This is a genomic window from Litoreibacter sp., assembly GCF_039974535.1.
Classification (GTDB): domain Bacteria; phylum Pseudomonadota; class Alphaproteobacteria; order Rhodobacterales; family Rhodobacteraceae; genus Litoreibacter.
On record NZ_JBDWIU010000007.1, the window covers coordinates 150,897 to 163,818 of the forward strand.

Sequence of the window (12,922 nt, forward strand, 5' to 3'; positions counted from 1 at the left end):
TTCTATAGTGCCAAGATCGCGACCAAAGGGGCAAGGTAAGAAATGCCCTAAAATAGAACAAGTGCAGCAGTGCAAGCAGGACGGTCAATGAAACGGTTTATTACAATTGCGGCTACGGTCGCGTGTTTGCTTTGGGCTCCGATCATGGCTGTTGCAGCCGAGCGCGGACCCGTCACCAATTTGCCGCTGCCTAGGTTCGTCTCCTTGAAGGCCTCGGAGGGCAATGTCCGCCGTGGCCCATCGCTAACCCACCGCATCGACTGGGTTTTCAAACACCGCAACATGCCGCTTCAGATCGTGGCAGAGCACGGCCACTGGCGTCGCGTCGTGGACCGTGACGGCGCGGGCGGTTGGGTACATTACACATTGCTGTCGGGGTCACGTTTTGGCCTGATCGAAGAAGACCTAACCCCCGTTTACAAGGTTGCGGACACCGGATCTCATATCGTAGCACGCGCTGAAATGGGCGTGGTCGCACGCCTAGGGTCATGCGACCAATATTGGTGCCGCGTCACGCTGGATGGCACCAAAGGCTGGCTGCCACGAGAAAAGCTGTGGGGGCTTCTGCCAGGCGAGACCCGCGAGTAAGCTTTCATGCTTAAACTAGGTAAATTCGCCCTTCTCGCATTTCAAATTCTTGGCCTCTTCGCATCGGCATTTTTTGGTGGCCGCTACGCTCGCTGATTCAGATCATGTTGAAGCACGTCTGCAGAGCTTTGCAATCTCAAAGGTTGAGGCCGCGTTGATACAAGCATCCGCAAACTTAGGCTCAACCAACCGCGCAACGCGCCTTGACGCATTTGCACAAAGCCTGGGGCTTAAAGCAGACGCAATAGATCAAAAGAGACGGCAAATAGTACCTGCCCTACTCGCTTATTCTTTATCAGATCGGTGTGGCGATAACTGTGGCATAGCCGTATTAGGTGGTATCGCCATAAATTCCGCGTTGTTGGAGAGAACATCACAGCTCCGCGTTGGGCAGCAAACCTTGGGCCAATTCATAGTGAACAGATACGACACCACCCTACGCGGGTTGATACTGGACCTGCGCCGGTTCGGGTTGGTGAATGCGGTGACCTTGGCCCTCATGAGCGCCCTGCTCATCTTCAAGAATATGCTCAACTGGCGCTTCGCCGCCTTGTCCGTCGGAGTTACCGGATATGCAACATGGGCGGCGTACGGCTACGTTTACACCCAAGATTGGGCACGCACCATCTTGTTTCAAAACTGGGCAGCGGGCGGGTACCAAATCGCGATGATACTCGTCTGCTGTGTATTATCGGATTGGCTTTTCTTACGTGGAAAAATCACCGAAACCGTTCTAAGTGCGATCACGTCGGCAATTCCTGGCTAAGCGCGAAATCACCTCAAAAAGCTAAACTTCTGCGCCAACTCCTGCCACAAGCCCTCTGATGCTGCCGCGAGCAACTTGCCCTCGCGCATAACCGGCTGATAGTCGCGGCCGTCCAGTAAGCGCACCACCCCACCGGCTTCTTGGTAGACCAAAACCCCTGCGGCGTGATCCCATACGTTTAGCATACCGTGCAGGCAAAACTGCGACGCCCCCTGCGCGATGGCGCGGTATTCATGGCAAGCGCACCGCAACGACGTTGTGCGCCGGAAGGCCGGAAGCTGTGCCGCGATCAATGCCTGTTCCGGCTTTGAGTACAGGTACATACCCACATAACCAAAGGCATCTGACAGGATGGGCGGCGGCGCGAGGTTGAGCGCGCGGAGCATCCCCTTGGCATCGCAAAACCACGCCCCATGCCCTTTGGTCGCCACGACCCAATCATCATAGCTGGGGTCGTAAAGCAGCCCGAACACGGTCACCCCGTCCTCGATCACCGACAAGATCACCCCGTATGTGGCAATGCCATTGGCGAAGTTCCATGTGCCGTCAATCGGGTCGATCACCACCACTTGCCCCTGCCCCACGCGCTCGAGAATGGACGCGTCTGCCGAGACCGCCTCCTCGCCCACAATGGCCGCATCGGGCAATAGCTCGCGGATCGCGGCCGAGATCGCGACTTCTGCCGCACGATCCGCCACGGTGACCAGATCATCGGGCGCGGACTTGGTGTCGATGTCGCCTAGATCAAGGTTGCGAAAGACGGGGCGGATTTCTTTGGCCGCCACATCGCGCACGATTTGGATGATGGCATCCGATTGTTGCGCGGTAAGTTTCATGCCACCTTGTCCAACCCACGCCCCTTCAGCAGCGCCTCAACCCCCGGCAAGCGCCCGCGGAATTCGGTGTACAGCTCGTCTGCTTCACGCAGCCCCCCAACCGACAAGATGTGATCCTCCAGCTTGCGTGCGGTTGCAGCGTCGAACGCGCCGCCCGCTTCCTCAAAGGCTGCGAAGGCGTCGGCGTCCATGACTTCCGACCACATGTAGCTGTAGTAGGCGGATGAGTAGCCATCGCCCGCGAAGACATGCGCGAAATGAGGCGTTGCGTGGCGCATACGGATCGCGGATGGCATGCCCATTCCGTCCAGGATGTCCGCCTGCTTCGCCATAGGGTCAGCCGCAACCTCCCCCGAATGGAACTCCAGATCCACCATGGCGGAGGCGACATATTCCACCGTCGCAAACCCCTGATCATAGGTGCCCGCATCCAACATGCGTTGCAGCATATCCGCGGGCATCGGCTCGCCCGTATCCGCATGTGTCGCGAACTGTTGCAAGACCTCAGGCACCTCCAACCAGTGCTCGTAAAGCTGGCTCGGCAGCTCCACAAAGTCCCGCGCCACGGAGGTGCCGGAGATCGATTCGTAGGTCACATCGGACAGCATCTGGTGCAGCGCATGGCCAAATTCGTGGAACAAGGTCCGCGCGTCGTCATAACTTAGCAACGCGGGGCTGCCTTTGGCGGGCTTGGCGAAGTTGCACACGTTGATCACATGCGGGCGAATGTCGCCGCGCAGCTTTTGTTGTGCCCGCATGGCCGAGCACCAAGCGCCGGAGCGTTTGCCCCCGCGTGCAAAGTAGTCCCCGATGAAGACCGCCACGTGCTCGCCCTTACGCGTCACTTCCCATGCGCGCGCATCCGCATGGTGCAGGTCCGCGTCAATTGGCGCAAATTCCAAACCAAACAGACGGGTGGAGCAGTCAAACGCCGCCTCAATCATGCGGTCAAGTTGCAGATAAGGCTTCAGCGCGGCCTCGTCCAAATCATGCTCCGCTGCGCGGCGTTTCTCCGAATAATAGCGCCAATCCCACGCTTCCAAATCACCGTTCACACCGTCTGCATGCATCATCTCGGTCAGTTTTCCCGCGTCGATGTCGGCTTGTGCCTTGGCGGGTTTCCAGACCTGCATCAAAAGATCGCGCACCGCGTCAGGCGTTTTCGCCATTTCGGTTTCCAGCTTGAAGCTGGCGAAATCCGCGTAACCCAATAGCTTCGCCCGCTCGTCGCGCAGTTTCAGGGTTTCGGCGGCGATATCGCGGTTGTCCGTGTCGCCCCCGTTGGCGCCGCGCGCCACCCATGCCTCATAGGCGACTTCGCGCAAATCACGACGCGGCGAGAATTGCAAAAACGGCACGATAAGCGAGCGCGACAGGGTCAACAAATGCCCCTCCTTGCCCGCATCCTGTGCTGCCGCGCGGGCGGTGGCGACTACAAAGTCCGGCAATCCTTCTAGATCGGCCTCGCCCAAGTCCATCGACCAATCCCGCTCGTCCGCCAGCAAGTTCTGCGTGAATTGCGTGCCGATCACCGCTAGGCGTTCCTTCACCTCTTTCAAGCGATCAAAATTCGCGCCCTCCAACTGCGCGCCAGAGCGCACGAAATCGCGGCGCGTCAGCTCCAACACCCGCGACTGCTCGGGCGTCAGTTCTAGGGTATCGCGCGCGTTCCAAATGGCCTCCACGCGGGCAAACAGCTTGGGGTTCATCGACACCTCGGACCCCCATGCCGCCAACTTCGGCGAAAACTCCCGCTGCAGGGCTTCGCGTGCCGGATTACTGTCGACCCCCGCCAATGTGTAGAATGGCGATAGCACTTTATGCATCGTCTCGCCCATCAACTCCAACGCGTCGATTGTGTTCTCAAAGGTCGGCGCATCGGCGTTGTCGGTGATCAAAGCCAGTTCGGCACGGGCTTGCGTCAGCGACGCCTCGAACCCAGGTGCGAAGTCATCGTCGGACATGTCGGCGAAGGGGGGGAGACCAAAGGGAGTGGTCCAATCAGCGAGAAGTGGGTTTGTCATAGGGTAAGGCTCCTTTGTCCTTAACCTATGCGCTTGACGGCGGGATGCAATCAGTCGTGATCAGGTTGTCGCATATGGCGCTCAAATCTGCGCAAAGCCAGCGACAGGGTGACCGTCAACGTCAGATAAATAAGCGCCACGACGTTGTAGGTCTCGAAGTAGCGAAAATTGCCCGCCGCCGTCACCTTGCCCAACTGCGTGATGTCCCCGACCCCTAGAACCGACACGAGGCTGGAATCCTTCACCATGGCCACGAAGTCATTCCCCAAAGGCGGCAAGATCGTGCGAATGGCTTGCGGGAACACGATGTAGCGAAACCGCTGCCAGCGGTTCAGGCCCAATGTGTGCCCTGCCTCGATTTGTCCGCGATCCACCGATTCCAGTCCCGCGCGAAAGACCTCCGCAATGAAGGCTGAATAGCCGATAGCCAAGGCCATTGTCGCCCGCCACAACAACGGGAACTGACGGGTGCGGATCAGCTCCGCATCGAACGGTTGCAGCGCCCAATTGGCCAGCGCCACAAAGCCCGGTGCAACCACGAACGCCACATAGAGCAGCAAGACAATGATCGGGATGCCGCGCACGACCTCGATGTAGAACCGCGCAATTTGCCGGATGACGATGTTGCGCGACGACGACATCAGCGCCAGCCCAAGCCCCAGCGCCGACGCGATGGAGAAGCCGATCAGGGTCACCATCACCGTGATCTTGATGCCCTTCGACAAGGTGCCAAGCACCTGCGAATACAGGTCATCCGCCACGACTTGATAGCCAAGATAGGCCACGACGCCCCCTAGCAGCACCAGCCAATAGGGAAAGTCGTCAGATTGCTTTGAAGGACCAAGCACCTAAGCGTTAGCCGCCAAGTTTGTAGTCCAAGAACCACTTCTTGTTTAACGCGTTCAAGGTGCCGTCTTCGGTCATATCCACGATGGCCGCGTTAATCGGTGCAACCCAGTCGGAGCCTTTGGGGAAAATGAACCCGAAGTCCTCGGTGCCGAGCTTTTCGCCCACGATCTTCAGCTTGCCCTCGGACGCGGAGACATAGCCGTTGCCAGCCGTGCTGTCAGTCAGAACCAAATCCACGTCACCCGTGCGAAGGGCTTGAACGCCAGCACCAAAGGTTTCGAATTTGATGATGCGTGCGTTTTCCTCGTTGCCGTCCAGCACATCATAAACACCAACATAAAACGGCGTGGTGCCCGGTTGGGCCGCCATCAGCAGGTCGTCATTGCCCGCGAAGGACTTGGCGTCGGTGAAGCGATCCTCATCGCCACGCACCATCATGATCATCTCCGAGGTCATGTATTTTTCGGAGAAATCGACCTGCTCTTTGCGGTCGTCGCGGATGGTGATGCCGGTCATGCCAAGGTCGTACTGCCCTTGCGACACGGCGGGGATCATCGCGTCCCAGCTGGTGTTCTCGTAAACAACGGTGATGTTGATGCGCTTGGCGATCTCGGCCATCGCGTCATATTCCCAGCCGATTGCATTGCCCGTGCCGGGCTCCACGAATTGCAATGGCGGGTAAGCATTCTCGGTTACGACGACAAGTTCCTTGCCATCCAGATCGGGCAGATGCCCATCAGCAATAGCGGAGGTGGTCGTAAGTGCGGCAAGCGCCACGGCAGCAAAACGAAGCATGGGTCAGGTTCCCTGATTGTTTGAACCAGACAAACCTAAGCGGCAGAAGTGGGGAATGGCAAGCCGCCCTCCCCACCTAATCATCGTCTAGATCGATTATTTCTTTCTGGTTTCCAACGCGTCAAGACGGGCTTTCAAAGCATCATTCTCTTCGCGGGCCTTTTGGGCCATAAGGCGCACGGCCTCGAATTCGTCACGGGTTACAAAATCGCGGTCCGCCAACCAGCGGTCCAGCATGCCCTTCATGGCATTGTCGGCCTCGCCTTTCGCGCCCTGCGCCACGCCCATGGCGTTGGTCATCAGTTGCGACATGTCGTCGAAAAACTTGTTGCGGGTCTGCATCTGCTCACTCCTTCGTCACTTACCCCCTATATGGGTCGGCTTGGCGCAATGCACAAGGTTGACTTCGTCGCAGGCACAGCGCACCAAACGGCCATGACAATCTTTGCCCTGCCCTTCCCCGACATCAGCCCCGAGATCTTCACGATCGAGCTCGGAAGTTTCGCTTTCTCGCTGCGCTGGTATGCGCTGGCCTATATCGTCGGCCTCGTTGTTGCGTGGCGCATCGTTGTTGGCTTGATGAAACGCCCCGCCCTTTGGGGCGAGCAAGGTGCGCCAATGACCAAAGAGCAACCCGAAGACCTGCTGACATGGATCATCCTTGGCGTCGTCTTGGGGGGGCGTCTGGGGTACGTGATGTTCTACGACCCTGATGGCTATTTCATTTCAAATCCCGTCGAGATTTTAAAGGTCTGGACAGGTGGTATGTCCTTCCACGGCGGCTTCCTAGGCGTGGTCGTTGCGGGCTTGGTGTACTGCTGGAAATACAAGCTCCCTACATTGTCCGTGGGTGATGCAATCGCAGTCTCCGCGCCCACAGGATTATTCTTGGGCCGCATCGCAAACTTCATCAACGCCGAGTTGTGGGGCCGCCCCACCGATGTTCCATGGTCCTTTGCCTTCCCTGGGCAAGCCGCGCAAGATTGCCCCGACGTGGTGGGCATTTGCACCCGTCACCCGTCCCAACTCTATGAAGCGGGCCTTGAAGGGCTGGTCCTAGGAGTGCTGATGCTTTGGCTGGCCTATCGCCGTGGCTGGCTCATGAGACCTGGTGCGATGATCGGCGTCTTCCTCGCAGGATACGGCATCGCTCGCGGATTTGTGGAGTTCTTCCGCCAACCCGACGCGCTCTTCGTCAGCGCAGGCAACCCGCTGGGCTTGGCATGGCAGATTAACGGCTATGGCCTCACGCAAGGCCAAGCCCTATCCCTGCCTATGATTGCCTTGGGCCTTTACTTGATCGTGCGAGCCAAACGCGCATGACAGCACTCGGAGACCTTTTGACGCGCCAAATCGCGACAGACGGCCCGATGACCTTGGCCGACTACATGCAAGCCTGCCTCCTGCACCCCGATCACGGCTATTACGCCACGCGCGACCCCTTTGGCGCTGCGGGTGACTTCATCACGGCCCCTGAGATCAGCCAGATGTTTGGTGAGCTGCTGGGATTATGCCTCGCCCAAGCGTGGATGGACCAAGGCCAGCCCGACGCCTACCTCGCCGAGCTTGGCCCGGGCCGTGGCACCTTGATGGCCGACGTTTTGCGCGCAACCGCCCGCATCCCGAACTTCCCGCGCAAGGTCGTGCTTGTAGAGGCGAGTGCGCATTTGCGGCACATCCAAGCACAAACCTTGGACGGGCATGACGTCACATGGGTCGAAACTGCCGCCGATCTGCCCGATGCCCCCGTCCTGCTCATCGCCAATGAATTCTTCGACGCCTTGCCTATACGCCAATTCCTACGCGGCAAAAACGGCTGGAGCGAGCGCCGCGTTGGCCTGCAAGACAACACTCTGACCCTTGGCCTCGCCGAGGAGACGCGTATCGACGCCTTATCCCATCGCCTTGCAGATACCGGTGCAGGCGACATTGTGGAGCTATGCCCCTCAGTCGCGCCCATCATGGCGGAAGTCTCAGCGCGCGCGGCCCAGGGCGGCGCAGCTTTGATCCTAGATTACGGCGACTGGCGCTCCATGGGGGATACGTTTCAGGCTTTGGAAAACCACAAACCTGTGGAGCCTCTTGCCAGCCCCGGTCAGGCCGATCTAACCGCGCATGTGGACTTTGAAGCCCTGACAGACGCGGCGGACTGCCATGTCAGCCACATGACGACCCAAGGCGTATTGCTAGAGCAGCTAGGCATCACGCACCGCGCCCAAGCCTTAGCGCAAAAATTAAGCGGCACGGCGCTGGAGCAGCATATCGCGGCGCATCGACGCTTGACGCACCCCGAAGAAATGGGGACGCTGTTCAAGGCAATTGCGCTAACCCCGCAAAGTGCCCCTCTACCCCCCGGTTTCAACATTGCGAGCACAGTATGACACTGGAAATTCTTACCGCAGACGCGCTGACCCCTGTCAGGCACGGCTTTTTCACCCGCAAAGGTGGGGCCTCTTCTGGGATATTTAGCGGGCTAAACTGCGGGCAAGGCTCTACTGATCAATGCGAAATCGTCCTGACCAACCGCGCCCGCGTGGCACAAGCCATGAAGGTTGACGCCAAGGACTTGGTCTCCGTGCATCAATGCCATTCTGCAGATGTCGTGGTCGTGGATGCCCCTTTGGCGGATAAGCCCAAAGCTGACGCGATGGTAAGCGCTACCAAAGGCCTTGCTTTGGGAATTCTCACGGCTGACTGCCAGCCCGTGCTATTTTCGGACGCGGAAGCGGGCGTAATCGGTGCCGCACATGCTGGATGGGGCGGCGCATTCGGCGGCGTTTTGGAAAACACTATCGATGCGATGGTAGGCCTAGGCGCCACCCGCGAAAACATCCAAGCCGTAATCGGCCCCTGCATCAGCCAAGCGGCTTATGAGGTTGGGCAAGAGTACTTTGAACGTTTCTTTGATGCAGATCCTGACAATGCCCGCTTCTTCATCAACGGCGAAGGCGACAAGATGCAGTTTGATCTGCCTAGCTACGGGTTGCACAGGCTGCGCTCCGCTGGGGTTCAGGCCGAATGGACGGGGCATTGCACTTACGGCGATGAGACGCGGTTTTATTCTTACCGCCGAAGCGTGCATCACAAAGAAGCCGACTATGGCCGCCTCATCGCAACAATCAGGTTGTAAGATCGCGATTGGTTCCAATTCTGTCGGCTATATGGCGAATACCGACCTTAATCCCGCCTTAAACCTCTGCTGCTACGACTCGACAGATGCAGCTTATTGTCTCCATCTCCGTTGAATTACTGGCCTTTGCGGCGCTGTGCATGATCGTCGTCCTGCGCCACAATTACCTTCAAAAAAATTTACGAAATAGTAACCCTCGACATTCTGATGCCCCATTGGCGTGGTGGATTGATGTTGTCCCAAAGCGGGACACGAATTCACCTGATGGGGCCCAAAAGCAGCGATAACGCAGCCGCGCCCTAACACAGATTGACGGAGCAAGATTATGGGCAAGAACAACCGCTGGATGACTTGGGTACTTGAAGAAAGTGCCGGCACAACGACAGCAATGCCTTGGGCAAATTCCGCCAAAGACAGCGCCAGATCACGCGCCTTGGCTGACGAAACCGACATGCAATCTATGGCCACCATGGACGTCGTCTACGGCAAAGTTGCAGCTATTGGTTAGACGCTGATCGATATACGAACGACCGCATCGCTCAGACCGTGAACCGAATGCCTATAGGCTACTTACGACCAACTTCGTTTTCACCATATGCCTTCAGAAACGGCTGCATATCGGCTTCGAACTTTTTCCACGCCCCGACGGATGATGAATACATAGGCTGACGCACCTGCGTGGCCGATAGAGTTTTCACATCCCGTTTGGTCTCATAAAATGACAAGCAAGCATCCTCCCACTCTAGGCCCGCGGCTTTCACAAGCGCTCGGGATTGATCTTCTGGGTCCGCGATCAGCTCTTCATAGCGAATTTCATAAAAAGCATCGGGGCAACGATCCCGCCAGAATTCAACCAATTCCTCAAACTGCCTGAGGAACGCAGCAATGTGCTCCAGTTTGTTGGAATACCGATGAAGCCCATCTTTAAACTGGTTCTTGTAGATAGACAGCGCGTTGTCACGCGGGTCGCGTCGAACCACGACGAACCGTGCGTTAGGCATCAGCTTCGCCAAGAAGCCCAAAATTGCGTAGCTGGAGATCGATTTGTCGCTGACATGCGGCACGCCCGGGAACAGCTTTTGCAATTCACGTTCAAACTCTGAGGTAAATTGCGCGCATTTCTCTAAAATGGACGCATCGCTGATCGCGCCACTTGCCGCATTAGAGGTAAGAACGTCGGATATCTTAGGCTGCACAATACCCAATTCGCCACCACCGGAAACCTGCGAATGGGACGCCAGAATTTGCTCTACCAAAGTTGTCCCCGATCTCGGCGCCCCAGTCACGAAAATGGGGGATGCATCGCTTGTAGTGACATCCAAGGGAGCCAAACGATCATACAAATCACGGATTTTATCAGCTAACTGCTCAACCGCTTTGACGTCGTATGGATAGGCTTTCGCAGATGCGTCATTGGCTTGCTTAAGATAGCTGAAAACCCTGTCATATTGGCCGGTGTCTTCCATCGCTTTCGCCAATGAGAACCCCAGCGCCGGTAAATTGGGGTCGCTCGCTCGCATCTGTTTCAATACAGACTTCATCTTCGGGATCACCGGATCATCCGCTTTCATCTTGGTCACGGCGACGTATTGCGCGTAATGCCCGCTTACTTTGGGTGCGATTTCCATCCCGCGAACCGCAGTGGCCCGGGCCTCGTCCATCTTGCCCATTGTTAGGAAGAGGCCTGCTTTCTTGAACAATATCATATCATTATCTGGCGCCAGTGATTGCGCGCGATTGAATTGTTCTAATGCGAGGTCAAATTTCCGCAGCTCCACCAAGACCGAGCCATACTCAAGATATACGCGAAATTGGCGAAACCCTCCATCGATGGCCGCCGCGAAGAAAGACGCAGAACGGTCCCACTCCTTTTTCCGAAATGCCGCCAACCCTTCAAAGAAAGAGAACTCCGCCATCTTCCCCAGCGCAGGCTTTGCGCGGGTTCGCAAAATGTCAAAATTCTTCGGGTTGGGGTGCTTGCTTGCCATGTTCAAATAGCTGATCCAAATGGCTGGCTCACTCGGGCGCAATTTCAAAGCCGCTTCAAACAAAACAGATGCGTCAGCCATCTTTCCGCGCAAAACCAAGACTTCCGCCAAATTGAAGTTCACTTCGGCCAAATTCGGGACTGCTTTTAACAAACGTTTGTAGCCGCGTTCAGCCTCGTCCAAACGGCCTTGAACTTGTGCTTGGCGCGCCTTGGAAAATTGGTCCTTAATCTGTTGATTGCTGAGTTTTGCCACTGCCTTAGACCTTTTCACAATTTGGGTAACGCCGACTGACCTTGCTTGTGACAGAGCGATTCGCGACTGTCCACAATGCAGATTGGCCGCTGTGCAACATAGACGAGAGCACCATTAACCAATCGGAAACTGTAGAGGCAACCAAGCGGTCATTGTCCTTCAACGCGACGTCATCCCCGCCAAAATCTTGACCTCGGATCACTTTTCAGTGCATTATACATTTATTCTAAACGAGCAATTCTGCGCGCCGGTGGGGACCGTCGCAGTCACGCCAAGCCTTTATAAGGACGACGCATGGCCTATTCACCCGACCCCCACGGATACCCACAAACCTCCCACGTCGGGTCACAGCGATCAGCCATGTACCGCGCTCCATCCCGAGCACGCACCCGCGCCGCAACCCGTCCTTTCAACATCTCTTGGCTCTGTGGCAACGACGATGTTCACTACGATACGGTTACCGCGCCCTCTTTGCCCGTGATTGATGCCGCCTGCGGAAACATTGCCCGTGGGTCTTTAATTTCCACGCTGAACGGCCCGGTTGCGGTTGAGGATCTCACCCCTGGCATGATGGTCATGACCTCCGAGTATGGCCCCGTGAAATTGCTGTGGATGGGCTCATATGAAATGTCACTGCGCGATGCGCAAACAACCAACCGAGGCTCATTGTACCGCGTCACCACCGATGCCTTTGGACTGACGACACCGATGCAAGACACCTTGCTCGCACCACGCTCACACATTCTGTTCGAGCACCCGAAATGCCAAGATCTGTTGGGGGTAGACAAAGCCTTCGCCCCAATCCGCGCCTTTGAGGACGGCGACCGGGTCTTTCCCGTCCAACCCGTCGCGCCAGTTGAAGTGTTCAACCTTAGCTTTGAGCGTCAGGCGTCAGTTCTGGTGAACGGATTGGAAATAGAGTGCTTTCACCCAGGCCCATATGCCGAAACCTTAATTGATCGCGATACATTGAGCGCGCTGATGACGTTATTCCCGCAGGCAGGTGGCCCCGAATTCTTCGGAACTCAACTGATCAAACGCTTAACAGCATTTGAGGTTGGGTCATTGCGCAAAGGCGCCTAAACGATCTGCAAAAGCCGTTCTTCAACAACCTCAAATGGTACGCCGGGATCGTCTTTTGCGACGCGAATAACCAGTGAAGTCTTCACACTCGCCACGTTTTCAGCAGAGGTAAGCTCTTCGGTCAAAAAGCTCTGAAAGCTGCTCAAATCCGGTGCGACGCACTTCAAGATGAAATCAACCTCGCCGTTCAGCATATGGCATTCGCGAACAAGCGGCCAATCGGCACAACGCGCTTCAAAGGCCGACAGATCGGCCTCGGCCTGACTTTGTAGCCCAACCATTGCGAAGACTTTGACCTCAAAGCCAAGAGCTCTCCCCTCAACATCCGCGTGATAGCCGCGAATGTAGCCAGATTCTTCCAACGTGCGCACACGGCGCAGGCATGGAGGGGCAGAAATACCAACCCGCTTAGCCAGCTCAACGTTAGTCATACGCCCATCCGCCTGCAGCTCTGCAAGAATTTTGCGATCGATTTCGTCAAGCTTAGACACGGCCATTGCACACTCCTTGGTTGAAAAATGTCTTACTCCAAAGACGCTAAATGCGCAATTATATTTCAAGCTAGCGCAACATGTTAAATGATCTGCAAATAAACCCACTCCCCCTTT

General features: G+C 56.7%; 14 protein-coding genes. 7 read left to right on the forward strand and 7 right to left on the reverse strand.

Annotated elements, in window-relative coordinates; genetic code table 11:
- Window positions 1–87 precede the first annotated feature (87 nt).
- Together ABJN86_RS04865 and ABJN86_RS04870 are read left to right on the forward strand one after the other, a co-directional pair.
- Window positions 88–588, forward strand: a complete 501-nt coding sequence (locus ABJN86_RS04865) for an SH3 domain-containing protein (protein ID WP_348365023.1) — start codon at window positions 88–90, stop codon at window positions 586–588.
- 415 nt (window positions 589–1,003) lie between these two features.
- Window positions 1,004–1,354, forward strand: a complete 351-nt coding sequence (locus ABJN86_RS04870) for a hypothetical protein (RefSeq protein ID WP_348365025.1) — start codon at window positions 1,004–1,006, stop codon at window positions 1,352–1,354.
- Window positions 1,355–1,362: 8 nt separating this feature from the next.
- Here ABJN86_RS04870 and ABJN86_RS04875 read toward each other — a convergent pair whose 3' ends face one another.
- The 5 genes from ABJN86_RS04875 to ABJN86_RS04895 all read right to left on the reverse strand — a co-directional run bounded on the left by ABJN86_RS04875 (window position 1,363) and on the right by ABJN86_RS04895 (window position 6,200).
- On the reverse strand, window positions 1,363–2,190 hold the full coding sequence (locus tag ABJN86_RS04875) for an inositol monophosphatase family protein (protein ID WP_348365028.1): 828 nt from the start codon (window positions 2,188–2,190) through the stop codon (window positions 1,363–1,365).
- Entirely contained in the window at window positions 2,187–4,214 is a 2,028-nt protein-coding gene (locus tag ABJN86_RS04880; RefSeq protein ID WP_348365031.1) for a M3 family metallopeptidase, read from the reverse strand. Before ABJN86_RS04880 ends, ABJN86_RS04875 begins: the two co-directional genes overlap by 4 nt.
- A gap of 50 nt (window positions 4,215–4,264) precedes the next feature.
- Window positions 4,265–5,062, reverse strand: coding sequence for an amino acid ABC transporter permease (locus tag ABJN86_RS04885; RefSeq protein ID WP_348365034.1), 798 nt, complete (start codon window positions 5,060–5,062; stop codon window positions 4,265–4,267).
- Between the two features lie 7 nt (window positions 5,063–5,069).
- Window positions 5,070–5,858, reverse strand: a complete 789-nt coding sequence (locus ABJN86_RS04890; RefSeq protein WP_348365037.1) for a transporter substrate-binding domain-containing protein — start codon at window positions 5,856–5,858, stop codon at window positions 5,070–5,072.
- A gap of 96 nt (window positions 5,859–5,954) precedes the next feature.
- On the reverse strand, window positions 5,955–6,200 hold the full coding sequence (locus tag ABJN86_RS04895) for an accessory factor UbiK family protein (RefSeq protein WP_348365040.1): 246 nt from the start codon (window positions 6,198–6,200) through the stop codon (window positions 5,955–5,957).
- A gap of 48 nt (window positions 6,201–6,248) precedes the next feature.
- Between ABJN86_RS04895 and lgt the strand changes: the two genes are divergently transcribed.
- The 4 genes from lgt (at window position 6,249) to ABJN86_RS04915 (ending at window position 9,496) form a co-directional block, all read left to right on the forward strand.
- A complete protein-coding gene (gene lgt, locus ABJN86_RS04900; RefSeq protein ID WP_348365043.1) occupies window positions 6,249–7,181 on the forward strand; it encodes a prolipoprotein diacylglyceryl transferase in 933 nt (310 codons plus the stop codon).
- Entirely contained in the window at window positions 7,178–8,239 is a 1,062-nt protein-coding gene (locus tag ABJN86_RS04905; RefSeq protein ID WP_348365046.1) for an SAM-dependent methyltransferase, read from the forward strand. The genes lgt and ABJN86_RS04905 overlap by 4 nt, the downstream gene beginning before the upstream one ends.
- On the forward strand, window positions 8,236–8,988 hold the full coding sequence (gene pgeF / locus ABJN86_RS04910; protein WP_348365049.1) for a peptidoglycan editing factor PgeF: 753 nt from the start codon (window positions 8,236–8,238) through the stop codon (window positions 8,986–8,988). Before ABJN86_RS04905 ends, pgeF begins: the two co-directional genes overlap by 4 nt.
- Window positions 8,989–9,313: 325 nt before the next feature.
- Entirely contained in the window at window positions 9,314–9,496 is a 183-nt protein-coding gene (locus ABJN86_RS04915) for a hypothetical protein (protein ID WP_348365051.1), read from the forward strand.
- 58 nt (window positions 9,497–9,554) lie between these two features.
- Here ABJN86_RS04915 and ABJN86_RS04920 read toward each other — a convergent pair whose 3' ends face one another.
- Entirely contained in the window at window positions 9,555–11,231 is a 1,677-nt protein-coding gene (locus ABJN86_RS04920; RefSeq protein ID WP_348365054.1) for a sulfotransferase, read from the reverse strand.
- 294 nt (window positions 11,232–11,525) lie between these two features.
- On the opposite strand from ABJN86_RS04920, the gene ABJN86_RS04925 reads away from it, so the two are divergent.
- Window positions 11,526–12,314: a Hint domain-containing protein gene (locus ABJN86_RS04925; RefSeq protein ID WP_348365056.1), complete on the forward strand. Its 789-nt coding sequence runs from the start codon at window positions 11,526–11,528 to the stop codon at window positions 12,312–12,314.
- Here the strand turns inward: ABJN86_RS04925 and ABJN86_RS04930 are convergent.
- A complete protein-coding gene (locus tag ABJN86_RS04930) occupies window positions 12,311–12,811 on the reverse strand; it encodes an Lrp/AsnC family transcriptional regulator (RefSeq protein WP_348365058.1) in 501 nt (166 codons plus the stop codon). The genes ABJN86_RS04925 and ABJN86_RS04930 overlap by 4 nt on opposite strands.
- Window positions 12,812–12,922 lie beyond the last annotated feature (111 nt).